Genomic DNA, 19,787 nt, shown 5'->3' with positions numbered 1-19,787 from the left:
AATCTGATATCCGGCGCCGACAACTGCCCTCACCGCACCAGTCTTGTCCCGAAGTGCTGTTCGCGCAACAAATGCAGATCTTCGGCATGGCCAATGCATACTTCATCCACTCCCTTACCAATGGCTTCAAATGCATTGTACAGTTTGGGCACCATCCCATCAGCAATGATTCCCGACGTCTTCAACTGCTCAAATTCTCCTGCACGTATTTCAGGGATTATAGCATTTTCATCAGTAATATCGCGGAGTACACCACGCTTTTCAAAACAATAAACCAAAGACGTGGCATACTGGGCCGACAGGGCTACAGCTAATGCAGCAGCAATGGTGTCGGCATTGGTATTTAGCAACTGCCCGTGTCCATCATGCGTAATGGCAGAAAATACCGGTGTAAAACCAGCATTCACAAAAGTCGCGACTGTGTCGGTGTCGACAGAACCTGGCAGGATATCGCCTACAAACCCATAATCGACCGTCTTCACCGGGCGCTTTACGGTCCGGATCGCGTTTCCATCGGCACCACTCAATCCAATGGCATTACAGCCTTTCTCTTGTAACTCGGCGACAATCTGTTTGTTGGTCAACCCCGCATACACCATGGTTACGATGCGTAACATCGCTTCATCGGTGATGCGCCGGCCTTCCACCAACTTGGCCTCAATACCTAAATCTGCGGCCATCCGGGTTGCAATCTTTCCACCACCGTGGACTAATATTTTATATCCGCGCAGGTTGGCAAAACGCTCCAAAAATCGTCCTAACCCTTCCGCATCATCAATGATGTTGCCTCCGATCTTAATAACCCACAATTTTGCTCGCATCTTTGCCTTATTTTTCCTGTAATTGTTCGAGCATACGCTTTAATACCGCTTGTGCCGCCCATACACGGTTTCCAGCCTCCTGGATCACCAGTGCATCGGGACCATCCAGCACCTCACTGGCTAATTCCAAATCGCGGCGCACAGGTAGGCAGTGCATGACCTTGGCGCCATTTGTCAACGCTAATCTGCTTGAATCGATCATCCACTTCCCCTCAACCGGATGGATCTTACCGTAATCTTCATAAGAGGACCAGTTCTTCACATAAACAAAGTCTGCTCCCTTAATTGCTTCATCCAGGGAATGAATGAGGTCAGCACCGTCCGTAAATTCTTCAGCAAGCGCATATCCCTTTGGATGTGCAATGGTAAAATTAACCATTCCTTCGGCTTGAGCCCGGCACATCCATTCTGCAAAAGAGTTGGGCACAGCTTGCGGAAGCGCCTTAATATGTGGAGCCCAAGCCAGAACGACTTTGGGAGGTCTAATCGTTTCCTGCCAATATTCCCGTATGGTAATCAGGTCCGTAAGGCTCTGTAAGGGATGACGTGTCGCACTTTCGAGGCTAATCACCGGTACCTTGCAGTAGTCGATAAACTTTCTGAACAGGCCCTCACTGTAATCTTCCTCACGGTCCTGCAATTTGGGAAAAGACCGTAAGCCTAGGATATCGCAATATTGCCCCATTACGGCCGCAGCCTCCCGGATATGCTCCACGGTATTTCCATCCATGACTACCCCATCTTTCGTCTCCAATGCCCACCCCTCCTTATCCATATTCATGACCATCACATCCATACCCAAATGAATGGCAGCCTTTTGGGTGCTCAATCGGGTTCGTAAACTTGGATTGAGAAAAACCAAACCCAGGGTCTTCCGCTTGCCCAGGTTTTCAGCGGCAAACGGATTGCTTTTTAATTGCAGGGCCTCATCTACCAATTGAGATAGATTATCTACATCCGCTACAGAAAAAAATTGTGTCATTCGCGTAAACTTATCTGCTATATTATCCAATATCTAAAATTCCCTCAGCCTTTCATCCAGTGCTTCGAGAAACCGATCTGCATGGTTTTTGGTTATCGTCAGCGCTGGCAACAACCGGATCACATTCGGTTTAGCTTCGCCTGTGAAGATACGGTTTTTAGCCAACAAATCACGCTTGATCGTGTTCAGCTCTTCCGGAAGATCGATACCGATCATCAGCCCTCTGCCACGTACTTCCCGGATGGCAGCAAACTTCGCCAGTTCCGCAATCAGGTAGTCGCCCACCTCGGTTGCATGCTGCATCAGCTCTTCATGCTGGATGACTTCCAACACCGCCAATGCGGCTGCACAAGCAAGGTGATTGCCGCCAAAGGTGGTACCTAACATTCCGAACCAGGGTTTAATGGCAGGCGATATGGCAATGGCACCGATGGGGAATCCGTTGCCCATGCCTTTGGCCATGCTGTATATGTCCGCATCTACTCCTGCATGATCATGTGAATAAAAGCGGCCGGTACGTCCGTATCCACATTGCACAGAATCGGCGATAAATACAGCGCCGTATTGGATAGTCAATGCCCGGATCTTCTGTAAAAATTCATTAGAGGCCACCCGTATTCCTCCTACTCCCTGTATGCCTTCTATGATCACGGAAGACACTTCTTCACCAAATGTGGAAAAAGCATGTTCCAGCGCTTCCACATCATTGAAGGGAAGGAAAACAACATTGTCCGTCTCGTTCACAGGAGCAACAATCTTCGGATGATCAGTAGCTGCTACCGCCAAGGAAGTGCGTCCATGGAATGCACCCCTAAAAGCAATAACTTTTTTTCGGCCATTATGGAAGGAAGCTAACTTCAATGCATTTTCGTTAGCTTCCGCCCCCGAGTTACATAGGAATAACTGATAATCAATTTTTCCAGAAACCTTCCCCAATAATTCAGCGAGCTGTTGTTGCAAAGGCATTTCAACAGAGTTTGAATAAAATCCGATCTGTGCCAACTGTTCGGTAACACGTTTCAGGTAATGGGGATGGGTGTGCCCGATAGAAATCACCGCGTGCCCGCCATATAAATCAAGGTATTCATTTCCCTGGGCATCCCAAACCGTGCTGCCCTTGGCTTTCGTTATAGCCACGGGATTAATAGGATATACATCAAATAGGTTCATACACTATACTATTGTAATAAAAAACCCGTTTTTCGAAATCAAAAAACGGGTTCAACTCATTCAATGAACTAATTCGCTTAGTCTTCTTTCTCTTTCTCTTCTTCCTTTGGAGTTTCTTCCGTTTCGGTAGCAGCCTCTTCTACATCGGCTGCCTCCTGCTCGCTGGCTACCTCAGCCACCGGCTCATCCTGGGTTTCCGCTTTTGGTTCCTCGGCTACTTCCTCAACAGCAGTAGTCGCGGCAGCTTCCGCTCCGGATTTCTTCTTGCCTCCGCGTCGTCGTGTAGATTTACGCTCGGCGGCAACTCCATCTTTTCTGTATACCTCGTTGTAATCAACCAACTCGATAAATGCCATTTCCGCATTGTCACCCAACCGATTTTCCAACTTAATGATGCGTGTATATCCACCGGGCCGATTGGCAACTTTCTCCGAAATCTCACGGAAAAGGATTGTCACCGCTTCCTTGTCCTGCAGGTAGCTAAATACAATCCGCCGTGAATGCGTCGTGTCGTTCTTCGATTTCGTAATTAAAGGTTCTACATATTGACGCAGCGCCTTGGCTTTAGCCAATGTAGTGGTAATACGCTTGTGTTTGACCAGCGAAGTAGCCATGTTAGCCAACATCGCTTTACGATGACTTGCTGTGCGGCCCAAGTGGTTGATTTTCTTTCCGTGTCTCATTTTGTTTTTAAAATTTGTGCATACCGTCTCCGATCGCTATCGGAGGGAATTATGCAACAGGTCGCTAACTATTTTGCTGTATTATTCTTCATCAAGTTTATATTTGGCTAAATTCATACCAAATGACAAACCTTTTGATTTTACCAATTCCTGAATTTCACTTAGGGATTTTTTACCAAAGTTTCTGAATTTAAGCATATCTGCTACATCATACGTCACCAACTCGGCAAGCGTACGGATATCAGCAGCTTTCAAACAGTTGAGAGCGCGTACCGACAAATCCAAATCGACCAACTCGGTCTTCAGGATTTTACGCATATGCAGAATTTCCTCGTCAACTACCTTGGTCTCTTCCTTCGCCTGAGATTCGAGCAACATATTCTCGTCAGAGAAAAGCATGAAATGCTGAATCAGAATTTTTGCAGCTTCCTTCAACGCATCCTCAGGGTGGATTGAACCATCGGTCGAAATATCCAACAATAATTTCTCGTAGTCAGTCTTTTGCTCTACCCGATAGTTCTCAATCGTATATTTCACGTTCTTAATCGGCGTGAAAATCGAGTCAACGGCAATTAGCCCTACCGGACCGTCGGCCACCTTATTTTCTTCCGCATTCACATATCCGCGACCCTTTGCAACATTGAGTTCCAACTCAAGTGTTACTGAACTCTCCATATTGCAGATCACCAGATCCGGATTCAATACCGTAAAATTGTTAGAAAAATTAGTGATATCCCCGGCCTGCAATTGATCCTGCCCATTGATAACCATAAAGATCTTTTCGGACTCGCCCATTTCTCCGGTTTTCTTGAAACGTACTTGTTTCAAGTTAAGGATAATCTCCGTTACGTCCTCCACAACACCTTTTATCGTGGAAAACTCGTGCGATACCCCCGAGAAACGAACCGACGTAATTGCATATCCTTCGAGTGAGGACAGTAGAATACGGCGTAAAGCATTACCAATGGTCACACCGAAACCCGGTTCCAATGGACGAAATTCAAACGTGCCATCGAAATCCGTTGATTTCTGCATGATAACTTTATCAGGTCTTTGAAATGCTAAGATTGCCATGTATTTATTCTTATGTTTGTTTACAAAAATTGCTATACAACAGGAGCGCATAAGCCAACCGGTTATGCTTTCCTGCAGCGTTATTTATTTGGAGTACAACTCGACAATTAAGTTCTCCTTGATGTTTTCGGGGATTTCAGACCGCTCGGGGTAATTAAGGAATTTTCCCGTCAAGCTGCCAGCATCCCATTCCAACCAGCTGAATTTATTTATTTTGTGCCCAGCTACCGAATTGGTGATTGCCTCAAGTGATTTCGAGCGTTCACGCACGGCAACCACGTCACCCGGGCGGAGGTTATAGGAGGGTATATTTACCACTTCACCATTTACCGTAATATGCTTGTGACCGACCAACTGACGTGCAGCTGAACGCGTCGGGGCAATTCCCAACCGATAAACAGTATTATCCAAACGAGCCTCTAAGAGCTTAAGGAAAACTTCACCGGTAATTCCTTGCTTGGCAGATGCTCTGGCAAAAAGATTCGCAAATTGACGTTCCAATACTCCGTAGGTATACTTTGCCTTCTGTTTCTCCAGTAGCTGGATTGCATATTCTGACTGCTTACCCCTACGTTTTGAAACCCCGTGTTGTCCGGGAGGATAGTTTTTACGTTCTAATGCTTTGTCAGGCCCGAAAATTGGTTCTCTGAACTTACGGGCAATTTTGGACTTTGGTCCGGTATATCTCGCCATATAATTGTTGGTTTTAAAGTATCTTTCAGCCTATAGCTGAAGAATCTTAGCTTTAAAAAATTTGTGTTATACTCTTCTGCGTTTGGGAGGGCGGCAGCCGTTGTGGGGCAGCGGCGTAATGTCCCGAATAGCCGTCACCTCGATACCCGAGTTCTGCAACGTGCGGATCGCTGACTCACGTCCGGCACCGGGGCCCTTTACATAAACTTCTACTTTCCGCAAACCTAAGTCATGTGCTACTTTGCCGCAATCAGCAGCTGCTTGAGAAGCCGCATAAGGCGTGTTTTTCTTCGATCCTCTAAAGCCCATTTTACCGGCACTTGACCATGAAATTGTTTGCCCTTGATTGTTGGTAAGCGTAACGATTATATTGTTAAACGTGGCATTGATATGCGCCTGACCTACCGGCTCAATGACAACAATACGCTTTTTGCTTACTTTTTTACTCTTAGCCATTGTCTCTTCTCAATTATTATTTAGTAGCTTTTTTCTTGTTTGCAACCGTCTTACGTTTCCCTTTCCGCGTACGTGAGTTATTTTTTGTCCGTTGGCCACGAACAGGCAAATGTTTACGGTGGCGTAGACCCCGGTAACAACCGATATCCATTAAGCGCTTGATATTCAGCTGAACTTCCGAACGGAGAGCGCCCTCAACCTTGATTTCATCATTGATGACGGTACGGATAGCAGACAACTGATCGTCGTCCCAATCCTGAACCTTCACGTCATAGTCGATACCAGCCTTATCTAAAATCCGCTGCGCTGTCGACCGACCGATTCCGTAAATGTATGTGAGGCCTATCTCTCCTCTTTTGTTTTTCGGTAAATCTATACCTGCGATCCTTGCCATATATTATTAAGTGATTTTTTATCCCTGACGTTGCTTAAATTTAGGGTTCTTTTTATTGATTACAAATACCTTCCCTTTGCGACGGATAATCTTGCAATCCGCGCTACGTTTCTTGATGGATGCTCTGACTTTCATGATCTTACTATTATTCCTTTTACGGGATGCCTGTTTTTGGCACAACGCGAAACACGCTTAGGTATTCGCTTTCTATTTTTTTACTTTTTATTCTTTACTTATAACGATATGTTATTCTTCCCTTTGTCAAATCGTACGGCGACATCTCCAGTTTTACGCGATCTCCCGGCAAAATCTTAATGTAGTGCATCCGCATCTTTCCTGAAATATGAGCGATAATTTCGTGCCCATTTTCCAATTCCACACGAAACATAGCGTTGGAAAGTGCTTCCTTAATGACTCCGTCTTGCTCAATTGAGGCTTGTTTAGCCATATAGTCTTGATTATTATCTAATTATACCCCCACACAAACAGGGATGCAAAGATAAGCAAAAAAAATTGAATGTCAATTCTTTTTATCCAAAACTTCTTCAATATAAGAAAAAGTAGTCAATACATCCGGTACTCCTTTACGGATAGCAACCATATGCTCATAATGGGCCGATGGTTTCCCATCCGCTGTACTTACGGTCCATCCGTCATCCCAAAACTTCACACCCGCCTTTCCCATGTTGATCATGGGCTCGATACAGATAACCAGTCCGGTTTCTAATTTTGTTCCTGACCCTCGCTTGCCGTAATTGGGTACTTCGGGTTTTTCGTGCAGTTTGAATCCCACTCCATGCCCAACTAACTCACGGACAATACCGTACCCGTACTGGGTTACATGCTCCTGTACTGCATAAGCAATATCCCCTACACGTTTACCTGATACCGCCTGCTCAATGCCCAATTCAAGGGACTCCTTTGTTACCCGAAGAAGCTGCTTGACGTCGTCACCAATTTCACCGACCGCAAACGTATATGCAGAATCGCTGATATATGTATTTAACTCAACCCCTCCGTCTACCGATACGATATCACCTTCACGCAACTCGTAGTTACCCGGGATTCCATGTACCACCTGATCGTTTACCGATATGCACAACGAATTAGGAAATCCGTTGTAATTCAAAAATGCAGGCCGGCCACCGTGATCATGAATATAATCATAAGCCAGCTTGTCCAAAGCCAACGTGGTCACACCCGGCCTAATTTCCCTGGCTATTTCACCAAGCAACTGCGAAAGTACCGTTGCCGACTTTCGCAGTTGTTCAATATCATCTGCTGATTTGTAATATACTTTAGACATGCTAAAGATTATATAACCGATTGGGTAGGCCCAGAAGCAACCGGAGCACGCCCTTTGATGCGACCGGTCTTCATCAGTCCATCGTAATGACGCATTAACAGGTGGCTCTCAATTTGCTGAAGGGTATCCAATACAACCCCAACGAGAATCAGCAACGAAGTACCGCCATAGAAATGAGCAAATTGGTTGTTCACCCCAAACAGGCTTGCAATGGCCGGCAAAATGGCTATTATAGCCAGGAAAATTGCCCCCGGAAGTGTAATCTTGGAGATGACGCTGTCAATATAGAAATTGGTGGCATGCCCAGGTTTTACACCAGGTATAAACCCACCGTTTTTCTTCATATCCTCTGACATCTGCTGCGGGTTTACCATAATCGCCGTATAGAAAAATGTAAATGCGATGATCAGGATCCCAAACGTAATGTTATAAGCTACCGAGGTGTAATTACTTAACGACGTCAAAAACGACGACTGCAAATTCGGAAAAAACTGACCAAGACTCATCGGCACGAACATAATGGCCTGAGCAAAGATAATAGGCATTACACCGGCGGCATTTACCTTCAACGGGATGTATTGCCTAACACCGCCATATTGCTTATTGCCTACTATTTTCTTAGCGTATTGTACCGGGATTTTACGTACCCCCTGCACAATCAGGATCGTGAAAATCACGACAAAGAATAATGCGATAAATTCCAGCAATAACGGAATTGGACCGCCGCCACCGGTACTCATCCGCGAAAACCATTCGGCGGTTATACCACTAGGCAATTGCGCAATGATTCCCACCATGATAATCAGTGAAATACCATTCCCAATTCCTTTATCGGTAATCTTCTCTCCAAGCCACATCACAAAAAGCGTCCCCGCTGTCAAAACAAAAGCCGATAAGATGGTAAACATCGGATCTGCGATCATTTTAGCTCCACCGTCAATCTGCGTCCGTACGTACGCAATAGATTGCACCAATGTAATAGCCAACGTAAGGTAACGGGTGATCTGATTCATTTTTTTACGACCGCTCTCTCCCTCTTTCTGCATCTTCTGAAAATAGGGTATCGCGATCCCCAGCAATTGGACAACGATGGATGCCGAAATGTAAGGCATCACGCCCAATGCGAAAATTGCTGACCGGGAAAAAGATCCCCCGGCAAACATATCAAGCAAGCCCAACAATCCTTCTTTGGCTTCATGTTGAAGCGCTGCGGGATTAACACCCGGCAATACAATATGGCATCCAACACGGTAGATCAAAAGAAACAGAAGCGTATTCAAGATACGCGTTCTTAGATCGTCGATCTTCCAAATATTGGTCAAGGTTGTGATTAGCTTCTTCATGTATTAAAGTTTTACAATCGAGCCGCCTGCTGCTTCAATCGCCTTCTGCGCCGTGGCTGAAAATGCGTGTGCTTTTACTTCGATCTTGGATGTCAATTCACCCCTGCCCAAAATCTTCACCAAGTCCTTTTTTGAAACCAGACCATGAGATTTCAGCACGTCAAAATCTATCGTGGAGAGATTGTATTTCTCTACCAGCCCTTGCAGCGCATCCAAGTTGATCCCGACATATTCGACACGATTCAGATTTTTGAAACCCGACTTTGGAACACGACGCTGCAACGGCATTTGTCCACCTTCAAAACCGATCTTAGTACTGTTTCCAGAGCGTGATTGAGCTCCTTTATGACCACGTGTAGAAGTACCTCCGCGACCGGATCCTGTTCCGCGGCCTATACGTTTCCTATTCTTTACGGATCCTTCTGCTGGTTTTAGATTACTTAAATTCATCTTCAAAATTACTATTGTGTTATACCTTCGCTTTCACTAAACAGGTATAACGATTAAACGTATATTATACTTGTTCTATTGCCACCAAGTGGCTCACTTTGCGTACCATACCGATAATGGACGGTGTTGCCTCTACCTCAATCGTATGATTAATTTTACGCAACCCCAATGCCTGAATCGTCCGCTTCTGGCGCTCGCTCCGATCGATGGTACTCTTAATCTGGGTGATTCTAATCTTTGCCATAATCGTTATCCGTTAAATACTTTATTCAAATCGACCCCACGTTGCTGGGCAACGGTATAGGCGTCACGCATTTTCAGGAGCGCGTCAATCGTTGCCTTTACCACGTTGTGTGGGTTGGACGATCCCAGGGACTTAGCCAATACGTCAGTAACACCCGCACTTTCCAAAACAGCACGCATCGCACCACCTGCCAATACACCTGTACCATGTACCGCCGGTTTAATCAACACATTACCTCCGGAGTATTTGCCATATTGCTCGTGGGGAACCGTTCCTTTGATAATGGGCACCTTAATTAGATTCTTTTTCGCGTCGTCAATTCCCTTCGTAATGGCTTCCGTTACCTCCTTGGCTTTGCCCAAACCATAGCCAACCACCCCATTCTCATCGCCTACTACGACAATAGCAGAGAAGCTGAACGTACGTCCTCCTTTGGTTACCTTGGCCACGCGTTGAATACTTACCAAGCGGTCCTTCAGCTCTATTTCGCTTGATTTTACTCTTTTTATGTTGCTTAATGACATGTTTTCGATATTAAAAATCCAAACCTGCTTCCCGGGCACCTTCGGCAAGCGATTTCACGCGACCATGGTACAAATACCCATTACGGTCAAACACTACTTTACTAATCCCTGCTGCCAATGCCTTTTCAGCAATCAGCTTCCCTACTGCCTTAGACTGTTCCACTTTGGTACCTGATGCGGAAAAATCCTTGGTTAACGACGATGCAGAGACCAACGTTACACCGGCTTTATCATCAATTACCTGTGCATAGATACCCTTGTTACTCCTGTATACAGACAAACGCGGACGCTCCGAAGAACCGGACAGGCGCTTCCTGATCCCTCTTTTTATGCGATCCCTACGCGATACTTTTGTTCCTGCCATGATGAATTATTTTTTAGCTGCTGATTTACCTGCTTTCCGGCGCAATTGCTCACCAGCAAATTTAATACCTTTTCCTTTATACGGTTCCGGTGCACGCAATGACCGGATTTTCGCGGCAACTTGACCTAACAGCTGCTTGTCAATGGATTCCAACGTAATGGTTGGGTTCTTCCCTTTTTCCGCAGTGGTGGAAACCTTCACCTCTTTGGGCAGAATCAATACCACCTGGTGCGAAAAACCAAGTGTCAAATCCAACGTACTTCCCTGTGCATTTGCACGGTATCCCACACCTACCAACTCTTGGGTGGTCTTGTACCCCTCGGTCACGCCAACAACCATGTTGTTCAGAAGCGAACGATATAATCCGTGCAACGCTTTGTGCCGCTTCTGGTCTGTAGGGCGTTTTACCAATAGCTGCCCGTCTTCCTGCGTCACCGTAATGTCACCATCTACCTGCTGGGTCAACTCACCTTTAGGTCCCTTAATGGTTACTAGATTTTTATCAGACACCGTGATCGTCACTCCTGCCGGTATGGCGATCGGTGCTTTTCCAATTCTTGACATGTCGTCTCTTCCTCCTGATTAATATACGTAACATAATACTTCGCCACCGACATTTTGAAGACGTGCTTCCTTGTCGGTCATGATTCCTTTCGAAGTAGAAAGGATGGCGATTCCCAAACCATTCAATACCCGTGGCATATTGTCCACTCCCGCATATTTCCTGAGGCCCGGCTTGCTTACCCGCTTTAAGGTACGGATAGCCGAAACTTTGCTGACCGGATTATATTTCAATGCGATCTTGATGGTTCCCTGTACGGTATCATCGTCAAACTTGTAATTGGAAATGTAACCTTTGTCGAAGAGCACTTTCGTGATCTCTTTCTTAAGGTTTGATGCAGGAATTTCCACAACCCTATGGTTGGCCTTAATGGCATTCCTTATTCGGGTAAGATAATCCGCTATTGGATCTGTATTCATCTATGATTTTCATTTGTGATAACGGTTTCCTACTGCCACCTTGGCTTCCGGACCTGCTATCGGTTAAAATTCTAATTTATGCTTCACGCGGCGCTACTCATCACTGACTACCGGTCACCGATCACTAATCACCGATCACTAATCACCGATCACCAAACTACCAAGAGGCCTTTTTTACACCCGGTATCTTGCCGGCTACCGCCATTTCGCGGAAAGTCACCCGTGAAATACCAAATTGGCGCATGTAACCCTTGGGGCGTCCTGTCAATTTGCAACGGTTGTGCAGACGAACCGGCGACGCATTCTTTGGCAACTTATCAAGTGCTGCATAATCTCCGGCTGCCTTTAAAGCCGCACGCTTTTCAGCATATTTTGCCACCAATTTAGCACGTTTGATTTCCCGTGCTTTAATTCCTTCTTTAGCCATTTGCTGTCGTATTTTGATTTTTGAACGGTAACCCAAACTGCTTCAACAACTCCAATGCTTCCACATCGGTCTTTGCACTGGTTACAAAGGTAATATCCATTCCCTGAATTTTATTGATTTTATCAATATCGATTTCCGGGAAAATAATCTGTTCAGTAATACCCAACGTATAATTACCCCTACCGTCAAAGCCTTTGTCGTTGATGCCACGGAAATCACGGATACGGGGCAGCGCTACCGCCACTAACCGATCCAAAAACTCATACATTTTGCTGTCACGAAGGGTTACACGTACACCAATCGGCATCCCCTTGCGGAGTTTAAAATTGGATACATCTTTCTTTGACCGTGTTGCCACAGCCTTCTGCCCGGTGATCAACGTCATTTCGTTGATGGCATTGTCGATTAATTTCTTATCCGCAGTGGCGGCACCGATTCCCTGGCTTACTGAAATTTTCTCCAGTTTCGGAACCTGCATGACGCTCTTATACTGAAATTTCTCTTTCAGCGCCGTACGGATTTCGTCCTTATACTTAACTTTTAGTCTTGGTATATATGTCATTAGTCAATCACCTCCCCTGATTTTTTCGCAACGCGAACAATTTTCTTCTTACCATTTACTTCAACCACTTTGCGTCCTACGCGTGTAGGCTTTCCACCTTTCGGATCGATCAAAGCAAGGTTAGAAATATGAATAGGAGCTTCTTTCTCCAGAATTCCACCGTTAGGATTCGCCGCACTGGGCTTGGCGTGCTTCTTCACAATGTTCACCCCCTCCACAATCGCTCTGTTTTCGGCTCTCAATACTTCAAGTACTTTGCCCTGAGCTCCTTTGGAATTGCCCGAAAGCACTTTTACCAAATCTCCCGTACGGATTTTAATCTTATGTGTCGATGTCTTTGTCTGTCCCATGATTATAATACCTCCGGTGCTAATGATACAATTTTCATGAACTGCTTTTCACGCAATTCCCGTGCTACTGGGCCGAAGATACGTGTACCGCGGGGTTCATCCTGATTATTTAATAATACAGCGGCATTGTCATCGAAACGGATATAGGAACCGTCTTTGCGGCGGATCTCCTTTTTCGTTCTGACAACCACTGCTTTGGAAACCGTACCTTTCTTTACGTTTCCAGCGGGCAAAGCACTTTTCACGGTAACAACGATCTTATCTCCGATCGATGCATAACGCTTGCCGGTACCGCCTAATACGCGAATCACTAATACTTCTTTAGCTCCGCTATTATCGGCTACATTGAGTCTTGATTCCTGCTGTACCATGTTACTTAGCCCTTTCTAAAATTTCTACTAAACGCCAATTTTTGGTTTTACTCAACGGACGTGTTTCCATGATCAACACCGTATCGCCGATACCGCAGGTGTTCTCTTCGTCGTGAGCTTTAAATTTGGTAGTCTTCTTTACGAACTTACCATAAATGGGGTGTTTCACTTTCCGTTCAACAGCCACCACAATGGACTTGTCCATTTTGTTGCTCACTACCAAGCCGATTCTTGTTTTTCTTAAATTTCTTTCCATTTCGACTTTGATTTTTATGCCTCAGCGGCTGTTTCATTTGCTGCGCTGGCCGCCTTTTCAGCGTTCTTGCGCTTGGTCAACTCAGTCAATAGACGCGCGATGGTCTTGCGCGTATATTTAATCCGATTCGGATTCTCTATCGCTGAAACAGCATGTGCAAATTTCAATTTCGTGAGGGCGGCCTTCTCTTCAGCGATCCGGGCCACTAAATCCTCCATTGATAATTCTACGATTTCTGAATTTTTCATTTTTATTACAATTATACTGGATACCTATCATCAGCGTACTTCCATGGTTCAATCCCTCATGGCGGCTTGCCGGTAACGGCGGCAAGACCAATGATAAGCAGCGCCAGCTACTTTTATGCTTGTTCGTAATCTCTACGAATTACAAACTTCGTTTGTACCGGCAGCTTCTGGGCGGCGAGACGCAGGGCTTCTTTAGCCACCTCTAAAGGCACTCCTTCTGCTTCAAACAGCATACGACCCGGACGCACTACGGCTACCCAATATTCGGGCGCACCTTTACCTTTACCCATCCGCACTTCGGCAGGCTTCTTCGTCACCGGCTTATCCGGAAACACACGGATCCACACTTGCCCCTCACGTTTCATATAGCGCGTCACTGCAATACGGGCCGCCTCAATCTGACGACTGGTAATCCAGGCCGGCTCCATAGATTTGATACCGAATGAACCGAATGCCAACTCTGCCCCACGGGTAGCGTTGCCCTTCATCCGGCCCTTCTGCATCTTCCTGAACTTTGTTCTTTTTGGCTGTAACATGTTCGTATCTTATAAAATTCCCAAACTGGAACTGATTGTTAAACTACCTACTTCCTCCACGGTTGCCACCACGGTTTTGACCATGACCACCACCACGGCGTTGATCACCACCACTACGACGGTCACCTCCTCTGCGGTCGTTCGATCCTCCACGGCGGCCTTCTCCACGGAAATCTCCCGGAGCACCCTCGTTCCGTGTTTTCAAACCGGACGTCTGCCCAACGTTGGGTGACAAATCCCGTTTGCCATACACTTCACCTTTGCAGATCCATACTTTCACACCGATCTTGCCGTACGTGGTCAACGCTTCAACCAAGGCATAGTCGATGTCCGCACGGAACGTGTGCAATGGAATCCGACCTTCTTTGTATTGCTCGGTGCGAGCCATTTCAGCACCGCCCAAACGACCTGAACACATGATCTTGATACCCTCTGCACCCATACGCATCGTAGAAGCAATCGCTGTTTTCATGGCACGGCGGAATGAAATCCGGGCCTCGAGTTGTTTGGCGACTCCCTCTGCAACTAAATGGGCTTCAAGTTCCGGACGCTTGATCTCAAATATGTTGATCTGAACATCCTTTTTGGTCAATTTCTTTAACTCTTCTTTGATCTTGTCCACTTCCTGACCACCCTTGCCGATGACGATACCCGGGCGAGCTGTATGAATGGTGACTGTGATGCGCTTCAACGTACGCTCAATAACCACCTTGGCTACACCGCCCTTAGCAATACGGACCGACAGGTATTTCCTGATCTTTTCGTCCTCCACTAATTTATCGGAATAGTTCTTGCCTCCGAACCAATTGGAATCCCAACCTTTGATGATTCCTAATCTGTTACCTATTGGATTTGCTTTTTGTCCCATTACTGATAAATTAGTTTTGTGCTACGTTGTTTTTGCTATCTACCACCAACGTCACGTGGTTTGAGCGTTTACGGATACGGTATCCGCGCCCCTGGGGAGCCGGACGCAATCGCTTCAATTGACGGCCGCCATCCACAAATACTTCTTTCACAAACAATCCGCTATCTTCTACAGATTTGTCTTCATTCTTTGCTTCCCAATTCTTGATGGCCGACAATAAAAGTTTTTCGACACGTATTGCGGCTTCTTTGTTGGTGTGTTTCAAGATAAAAAGGGCATTTTCAACCTTTTCACCACGTATCAGATCCACTACCAAACGCATTTTGCGCGGTGAAGTAGGGCAGTTTACTAATTTGGCAGTAGAAGCTCCTCCTACCTGAGCCTTTTCCTGCTCTTTGCGCTGTTTGATGATAACAGACTTTTTCAGTTTTCGTGTTGCTTCCATTGCCTAATTATTTTTTCTTTTCTGCGTGGCCCCTGAACGTACGCGTAGGCGCAAATTCACCAAGCTTATGACCAACCATGTTTTCCGTTACATATACCGGAATGAACTTGTTTCCGTTGTGCACTGCGAAGGTATGGCCAACAAAATCAGGGGAAATCATCGACCGGCGTGACCAGGTCTTGATGACTGATTTTTTGTTTGTTTCATTCATAGAAAGAACCTTTCTTTCTAAGTTGTGGTCGATATAAGGACCTTTTTTAATTGAACGAGCCATTATTTCTTCCTTCTCTCAATGATGTAACGATTCGATGTTTTCTTTTTACTGCGGGTTTTGTAACCTTTCGCCAACAACCCTTTACGTGAGCGTGGGTGACCTCCCGATGCACGGCCTTCACCGCCACCCATGGGGTGATCTACCGGGTTCATCGCTACACCACGTACGCGCGGGCGACGGCCTAACCAGCGTTTCCGCCCTGCCTTACCCAATACTTCATTTGCTTTCTCAGCGTTGGATACTGAACCAATGGTTGCCAAACACGTAGCCAGTATCATGCGGCTTTCACCGGAAGGCAATTTAATAATGGCATACTTACCATCACGAGCAGAAAGCTGGGCATACGTGCCTGCACTCCGAGCAATGGAACCGCCCTGTCCCGGATTCAATTCGATGTTGTGAATGATCGAACCCAAGGGGATGTTCTGTAAAGGCAAGGTATTGCCAATCTCGGGTGCCACCGCATCGCCTGACACGATGGTTTGCCCTACTTTCAATCCTTCCGGTGCCAAGATGTAACGTTTCTCACCGTCTACATAATGCAACAACGCAATCCGCGCTGTCCGGTTGGGATCGTACTCTATCGTGGCAACTTTTGCGGGGATATCTTTTTTATCGCGTTTAAAATCAATCAATCGGTATGCCTTCTTGTGGCCCCCACCGAGGTAACGCATAGTCATTTTACCGGAGTTATTCCTACCGCCTGACTTCTTGATCTTCACGACCAACGACTTTTCCGGAACGTTGGTGGTGATATCCGAATAATCACCTCCTACGCGGAAGCGAGTACCAGGGGTAACCGGTTTAAATCTTTTAACTGCCATCTCTTATTATATAGTACTGTAAAAGTCAATCGTTTCGCCGTCTTTAATTGTAATGACAGCTTTCTTGTATTTCGGCGTTCTGCCAGACACAAACCCTGCTTTGGTATAGCGGCTTTTTGCTTTACCGGATACCACCATGGTATTTACAGCCAATACGGTCACACCGAACATTTGCTCCACAGCCTGCTTGATCTGTATCTTATTGGCCCTGTGATCTACTTTGAAAGCATAGCGGTTCAGCTTTTCCGTAAGCAGCGACGCTTTCTCTGTCAAGACCGGTTTTTTAATAATTTCCATCTGTATATTTTTTATTTCTACGGCGATGGAGCTTGCATGAGCTGCTGCTCCTGCAGGTTCCATATTACTTGGCAAATGCCTCCTCCAATGTTTTAACGGAAGCCGTCGTCAACAAAAGCTTGCCTGCATTCAATACATCATACGTATTCAATTCACTGGCAGCGATCACTTTCGCTTTCTTCAGATTCCTGCTTGATAAATAAACGTTGTTATCTTGAGCGGGTAAAACCAACAAGGTTTTTTCATTGGCTACGTTCAGGCTGTTCACCAGATTCACGTAATTTTTGGTCTTGACGGAATCAAAGTTTACCTCATCCAATACGACGATGTTATTCTCTTTGGCTTTGTAGCTCAATGCCGATTTACGGGCCAACGCTTTTAGCTTTTTGTTCAACTTAAAGCTGTAATCACGTGGCTGTGGTCCGAAGATACGGCCACCACCGTTGAACAGCGGAGATTTAATACTACCTGCACGGGCACCGCCGGTTCCTTTTTGTTTGTGCAGTTTGCGGGTTGAACCTGCGATCTCGTTACGTTGCTTGGATTTGTGTGTACCCTGACGCTGATTGGCAAGGTATTGCTTTACGTCCAAGTAAATCGCATGATCATTGGGTTCTACCCCGAATATCGCTTCAGGAAGTTGCACCTTGGCACCTGTTTCTTTACCTGATATATTTAAAACGTTAACTTCCATCTCCTTATTTATCTACGATTACGTAAGAACCCTTGGCACCAGGGATTGAACCACTGACTACGATCAGGTTTTGCTCCTCGTAAACTTTCAGTACCTGCAGGTTCTGAACTTTCACGCGGTCACCTCCTGTACGGCCAGCCATCCGTGTCCCTTTAAATACACGTGAAGGCCACGATGAAGCACCCAAGGAACCTGGTGCACGCAAGCGGTTGTGCTGACCGTGGGTGGCTCCACCCACGCCACCGAAACCGTGACGTTTCATAACACCTTGGAAACCTTTTCCTTTCGAAGTACCGACAACGTCAATGTAGTCGCCCTCTTCAAAAATGGAAACCGTTACCACATCACCGAGCTGCTTTTCCTCAGGGAAGGTTTTAAATTCTACCATTTTACGCTTAGGCGTTGTCTTCGCTTTGGCGAAGTGCCCTTTTAAAGAAGCCGAAGTGTTCTTTTCTCTCGCTTCATCGAAAGCAAGCTGAACAGCGGAATAGCCATCTTTTTCCTCCGTGCGTATCTGCGTTACCACGCACGGGCCAGCTTCGATTACCGTACAGGGAATATTCTTCCCGTCAGCGTCGTAAATGCTGGTCATTCCTACTTTTTTACCAATAATTCCTGACATGTTTTTATTATTCTATTAACGTCCATCGAAGCAGTAGGGCTTCGCTCAAGACATACCATCCCCTCAAAAGGGACGGCAAAGATAGAAAACTTACTTTAAGTATCAAACACTTAGTGAATTATTTTTTTATTTTCCGTACCCGCACCTTTTTATGCACGCACCCCTTTCTGCTTCAATAGGATGGAGTACAGCGCTGCTCTTGCGCATAGACCGAAACCACAGATACGGAAATTAGGAGTATCCGCTATCCTTCCAACAGCCTTTTATACCGCATCAATGCTTCGATGTAATAATAATCTGCATAGGTAAGCGGCACGTCAATTTCGCCGCCATGCGGAATGGATCCCACGCTGTGCTTTAGGATAAAACCGCCGTTGGTGCCGCTTTCAGCTTTATACGGTGCCTTGGAGAGGCTTTCTACTATTTTTTCTGCTTTGGTCAGGTAGTGAGCACTGGTCTCACCTGCTGTATGCGTACTCAATTCGATCAATGCAGACGCCAATATCGAAGCGGCAGACGCGTCCCGATTCGCTTTGTAGTCTGCAGCATAGGGGCTTTCGTCAGGCAGGTCAGGTGCATCAAAGTCCCAGTAAGGAACCCCGTCATCCGGCATATTCGGATGGTTGAGGATGAATGCCGCCACGTTTTCCGCAAAATCGAGGTAAGTTTTATCTCCGGTCTCCCGGTACATCATTACATAGCCATACAGTCCCCAAGCCTGTCCGCGCGCCCAAACTGATTCATCAAAAGCTCCTTGGGCCGTCTTTTTTGCGACAATGCCGCCATCCGCTGGATTATAATCGATCACATGGTACGAGCTGTAATCGGGGCGGTAATGATTTTTGATGGTGGTATTGGCGTGGGTTATCGCAATGTCGCGGTATTTGGGATCTCCGCTGAGCTTGGAAGCTTGGGTAAGGAATTCCAGGTTCATCATGTTATCGATGATGACTGGATAGGTCCATCCTTCCCACGAGCGGATTGCCCTGACCGTGGGGTTGTACCGACTGATGAGCGATTCGGCTCCAGTGAGTAATATTTCTTTATAGGCTGCTGTGTCGCCCGTTAGCCGCAGGGCATTGCCAAAACTGCAATATAACATGAAGCCGAGGTCGTGGGTCCCTTTGTTGTACTTTTCTTTTTCAAGTATGGTCAGCTTGTCTTTGGCTAACTGCAACAATGCCTCATCTCCAGAATATTCATATAAATATAGCAGTGAACCGGGGTAGAAACCGGACGTCCACCATTCGGTATCCGAGCTGACGCTCGTGTCGGCCTGAAACGTACGCGGCATGCGGTCAGCAGGCACATGGTCTGCTAATACCTTTATCTGAGCAACGGCGTCGTCAAGCTGTTGGGTAATAAAAGCCGGGGTCAATCGCAGGGCTCTACGCCGATCTGTCGACTGTTGCTGACAGGCAAGCACAAAAAGGGCGATCACACAGCCCATCAGCAGGAAATTGTTAAGGTGTATCTTCATGGTCCGTTTATCGTTTGGTTTCGCCATACCGCCATCCTATACGTCAGC

The 19,787-nt window shown here is 46.3% G+C and carries 33 protein-coding genes; all 33 read right to left on the bottom strand.

What is annotated here, in order from left to right; genetic code table 11:
* Positions 1-29 precede the first annotated feature (29 nt).
* Positions 30-821, bottom strand: a complete 792-nt coding sequence (gene argB, locus IEX60_RS12680; protein WP_188751199.1) for an acetylglutamate kinase — start codon at positions 819-821, stop codon at positions 30-32.
* A gap of 7 nt (positions 822-828) precedes the next feature.
* Positions 829-1,803, bottom strand: a complete 975-nt coding sequence (locus tag IEX60_RS12675; RefSeq protein ID WP_188751197.1) for a Rossmann-fold NAD(P)-binding domain-containing protein — start codon at positions 1,801-1,803, stop codon at positions 829-831.
* Between the two features lie 33 nt (positions 1,804-1,836).
* Entirely contained in the window at positions 1,837-2,973 is a 1,137-nt protein-coding gene (locus IEX60_RS12670) for an aspartate aminotransferase family protein (protein WP_188751195.1), read from the bottom strand.
* Positions 2,974-3,050: 77 nt separating this feature from the next.
* The gene (gene rplQ, locus IEX60_RS12665; RefSeq protein ID WP_188751194.1) at positions 3,051-3,656 is read right to left on the bottom strand and encodes a 50S ribosomal protein L17; all 606 of its coding nucleotides are present in this window, start codon (positions 3,654-3,656) and stop codon (positions 3,051-3,053) included.
* Positions 3,657-3,737: 81 nt separating this feature from the next.
* Complete coding sequence (locus tag IEX60_RS12660) at positions 3,738-4,730, bottom strand: DNA-directed RNA polymerase subunit alpha (RefSeq protein WP_188751192.1); 993 nt, start codon at positions 4,728-4,730, stop codon at positions 3,738-3,740.
* A gap of 84 nt (positions 4,731-4,814) precedes the next feature.
* Positions 4,815-5,423 carry a 30S ribosomal protein S4 gene (rpsD, locus tag IEX60_RS12655; RefSeq protein WP_188751190.1) on the bottom strand — a complete coding sequence of 203 codons (609 nt, stop codon included), beginning with the start codon at positions 5,421-5,423 and terminating at the stop codon, positions 4,815-4,817.
* Between the two features lie 66 nt (positions 5,424-5,489).
* Positions 5,490-5,879, bottom strand: a complete 390-nt coding sequence (gene rpsK, locus IEX60_RS12650) for a 30S ribosomal protein S11 (protein ID WP_188751180.1) — start codon at positions 5,877-5,879, stop codon at positions 5,490-5,492.
* Positions 5,880-5,895: 16 nt separating this feature from the next.
* Positions 5,896-6,273: a 30S ribosomal protein S13 gene (gene rpsM, locus IEX60_RS12645; RefSeq protein ID WP_188751179.1), complete on the bottom strand. Its 378-nt coding sequence runs from the start codon at positions 6,271-6,273 to the stop codon at positions 5,896-5,898.
* A gap of 18 nt (positions 6,274-6,291) precedes the next feature.
* Positions 6,292-6,408: a type B 50S ribosomal protein L36 gene (gene ykgO, locus IEX60_RS12640; RefSeq protein WP_013665024.1), complete on the bottom strand. Its 117-nt coding sequence runs from the start codon at positions 6,406-6,408 to the stop codon at positions 6,292-6,294.
* A gap of 94 nt (positions 6,409-6,502) precedes the next feature.
* On the bottom strand, positions 6,503-6,721 hold the full coding sequence (infA, locus tag IEX60_RS12635; RefSeq protein WP_013665023.1) for a translation initiation factor IF-1: 219 nt from the start codon (positions 6,719-6,721) through the stop codon (positions 6,503-6,505).
* 72 nt (positions 6,722-6,793) lie between these two features.
* Complete coding sequence (map, locus tag IEX60_RS12630; protein WP_188751177.1) at positions 6,794-7,579, bottom strand: type I methionyl aminopeptidase; 786 nt, start codon at positions 7,577-7,579, stop codon at positions 6,794-6,796.
* Positions 7,580-7,587: 8 nt separating this feature from the next.
* Positions 7,588-8,922, bottom strand: coding sequence for a preprotein translocase subunit SecY (gene secY, locus IEX60_RS12625; RefSeq protein WP_188751175.1), 1,335 nt, complete (start codon positions 8,920-8,922; stop codon positions 7,588-7,590).
* Between the two features lie 3 nt (positions 8,923-8,925).
* Complete coding sequence (gene rplO / locus IEX60_RS12620; protein ID WP_188751173.1) at positions 8,926-9,372, bottom strand: 50S ribosomal protein L15; 447 nt, start codon at positions 9,370-9,372, stop codon at positions 8,926-8,928.
* A gap of 64 nt (positions 9,373-9,436) precedes the next feature.
* Positions 9,437-9,616 (bottom strand): 50S ribosomal protein L30, encoded by a 180-nt coding sequence (gene rpmD / locus IEX60_RS12615; RefSeq protein ID WP_188751171.1) that lies wholly within the window; start codon positions 9,614-9,616, stop codon positions 9,437-9,439.
* Between the two features lie 5 nt (positions 9,617-9,621).
* Positions 9,622-10,140, bottom strand: a complete 519-nt coding sequence (rpsE, locus tag IEX60_RS12610; protein WP_188751169.1) for a 30S ribosomal protein S5 — start codon at positions 10,138-10,140, stop codon at positions 9,622-9,624.
* Positions 10,141-10,150: 10 nt separating this feature from the next.
* The gene (rplR, locus tag IEX60_RS12605) at positions 10,151-10,504 is read right to left on the bottom strand and encodes a 50S ribosomal protein L18 (protein WP_188751167.1); all 354 of its coding nucleotides are present in this window, start codon (positions 10,502-10,504) and stop codon (positions 10,151-10,153) included.
* A gap of 6 nt (positions 10,505-10,510) precedes the next feature.
* On the bottom strand, positions 10,511-11,068 hold the full coding sequence (gene rplF, locus IEX60_RS12600) for a 50S ribosomal protein L6 (RefSeq protein WP_188751165.1): 558 nt from the start codon (positions 11,066-11,068) through the stop codon (positions 10,511-10,513).
* Positions 11,069-11,086: 18 nt separating this feature from the next.
* Positions 11,087-11,485, bottom strand: a complete 399-nt coding sequence (gene rpsH / locus IEX60_RS12595; RefSeq protein ID WP_188751163.1) for a 30S ribosomal protein S8 — start codon at positions 11,483-11,485, stop codon at positions 11,087-11,089.
* A gap of 157 nt (positions 11,486-11,642) precedes the next feature.
* Positions 11,643-11,912, bottom strand: a complete 270-nt coding sequence (gene rpsN / locus IEX60_RS12590) for a 30S ribosomal protein S14 (RefSeq protein ID WP_188751160.1) — start codon at positions 11,910-11,912, stop codon at positions 11,643-11,645.
* The gene (gene rplE, locus IEX60_RS12585) at positions 11,905-12,474 is read right to left on the bottom strand and encodes a 50S ribosomal protein L5 (RefSeq protein WP_308420749.1); all 570 of its coding nucleotides are present in this window, start codon (positions 12,472-12,474) and stop codon (positions 11,905-11,907) included. Before rplE ends, rpsN begins: the two co-directional genes overlap by 8 nt.
* The gene (rplX, locus tag IEX60_RS12580) at positions 12,474-12,824 is read right to left on the bottom strand and encodes a 50S ribosomal protein L24 (protein WP_373285049.1); all 351 of its coding nucleotides are present in this window, start codon (positions 12,822-12,824) and stop codon (positions 12,474-12,476) included. Before rplX ends, rplE begins: the two co-directional genes overlap by 1 nt.
* Before the next feature lie 2 nt (positions 12,825-12,826).
* On the bottom strand, positions 12,827-13,195 hold the full coding sequence (gene rplN, locus IEX60_RS12575) for a 50S ribosomal protein L14 (protein ID WP_188751159.1): 369 nt from the start codon (positions 13,193-13,195) through the stop codon (positions 12,827-12,829).
* 1 nt (position 13,196) lies between these two features.
* Positions 13,197-13,451, bottom strand: a complete 255-nt coding sequence (gene rpsQ / locus IEX60_RS12570) for a 30S ribosomal protein S17 (RefSeq protein WP_130143043.1) — start codon at positions 13,449-13,451, stop codon at positions 13,197-13,199.
* Positions 13,452-13,465: 14 nt separating this feature from the next.
* On the bottom strand, positions 13,466-13,699 hold the full coding sequence (rpmC, locus tag IEX60_RS12565; protein WP_188751157.1) for a 50S ribosomal protein L29: 234 nt from the start codon (positions 13,697-13,699) through the stop codon (positions 13,466-13,468).
* Positions 13,700-13,812: 113 nt separating this feature from the next.
* On the bottom strand, positions 13,813-14,235 hold the full coding sequence (gene rplP, locus IEX60_RS12560; RefSeq protein ID WP_090628731.1) for a 50S ribosomal protein L16: 423 nt from the start codon (positions 14,233-14,235) through the stop codon (positions 13,813-13,815).
* A gap of 43 nt (positions 14,236-14,278) precedes the next feature.
* Positions 14,279-15,103 (bottom strand): 30S ribosomal protein S3, encoded by an 825-nt coding sequence (gene rpsC / locus IEX60_RS12555; protein ID WP_188751155.1) that lies wholly within the window; start codon positions 15,101-15,103, stop codon positions 14,279-14,281.
* 10 nt (positions 15,104-15,113) lie between these two features.
* A complete protein-coding gene (gene rplV, locus IEX60_RS12550; protein ID WP_229717548.1) occupies positions 15,114-15,548 on the bottom strand; it encodes a 50S ribosomal protein L22 in 435 nt (144 codons plus the stop codon).
* Positions 15,549-15,555: 7 nt separating this feature from the next.
* Positions 15,556-15,822, bottom strand: a complete 267-nt coding sequence (gene rpsS, locus IEX60_RS12545) for a 30S ribosomal protein S19 (RefSeq protein ID WP_002997495.1) — start codon at positions 15,820-15,822, stop codon at positions 15,556-15,558.
* Positions 15,822-16,646, bottom strand: a complete 825-nt coding sequence (rplB, locus tag IEX60_RS12540; protein ID WP_188751153.1) for a 50S ribosomal protein L2 — start codon at positions 16,644-16,646, stop codon at positions 15,822-15,824. The genes rpsS and rplB overlap by 1 nt, the downstream gene beginning before the upstream one ends.
* Positions 16,647-16,652: 6 nt before the next feature.
* Positions 16,653-16,943 (bottom strand): 50S ribosomal protein L23, encoded by a 291-nt coding sequence (gene rplW, locus IEX60_RS12535; protein WP_188751150.1) that lies wholly within the window; start codon positions 16,941-16,943, stop codon positions 16,653-16,655.
* A 64-nt stretch (positions 16,944-17,007) separates the two neighbouring features.
* Complete coding sequence (rplD, locus tag IEX60_RS12530) at positions 17,008-17,637, bottom strand: 50S ribosomal protein L4 (RefSeq protein WP_188751149.1); 630 nt, start codon at positions 17,635-17,637, stop codon at positions 17,008-17,010.
* A 4-nt stretch (positions 17,638-17,641) separates the two neighbouring features.
* Positions 17,642-18,259, bottom strand: a complete 618-nt coding sequence (gene rplC, locus IEX60_RS12525; protein WP_188751146.1) for a 50S ribosomal protein L3 — start codon at positions 18,257-18,259, stop codon at positions 17,642-17,644.
* A 244-nt stretch (positions 18,260-18,503) separates the two neighbouring features.
* Entirely contained in the window at positions 18,504-19,739 is a 1,236-nt protein-coding gene (locus IEX60_RS12520; RefSeq protein ID WP_188751144.1) for a glycoside hydrolase family 88 protein, read from the bottom strand.
* Positions 19,740-19,787: the final 48 nt, after the last annotated feature.

This window comes from Parapedobacter defluvii (assembly GCF_014642075.1).
Classification (GTDB): domain Bacteria; phylum Bacteroidota; class Bacteroidia; order Sphingobacteriales; family Sphingobacteriaceae; genus Parapedobacter; species Parapedobacter defluvii.
This window is presented reverse-complemented; position numbering and strand designations above follow the sequence as displayed.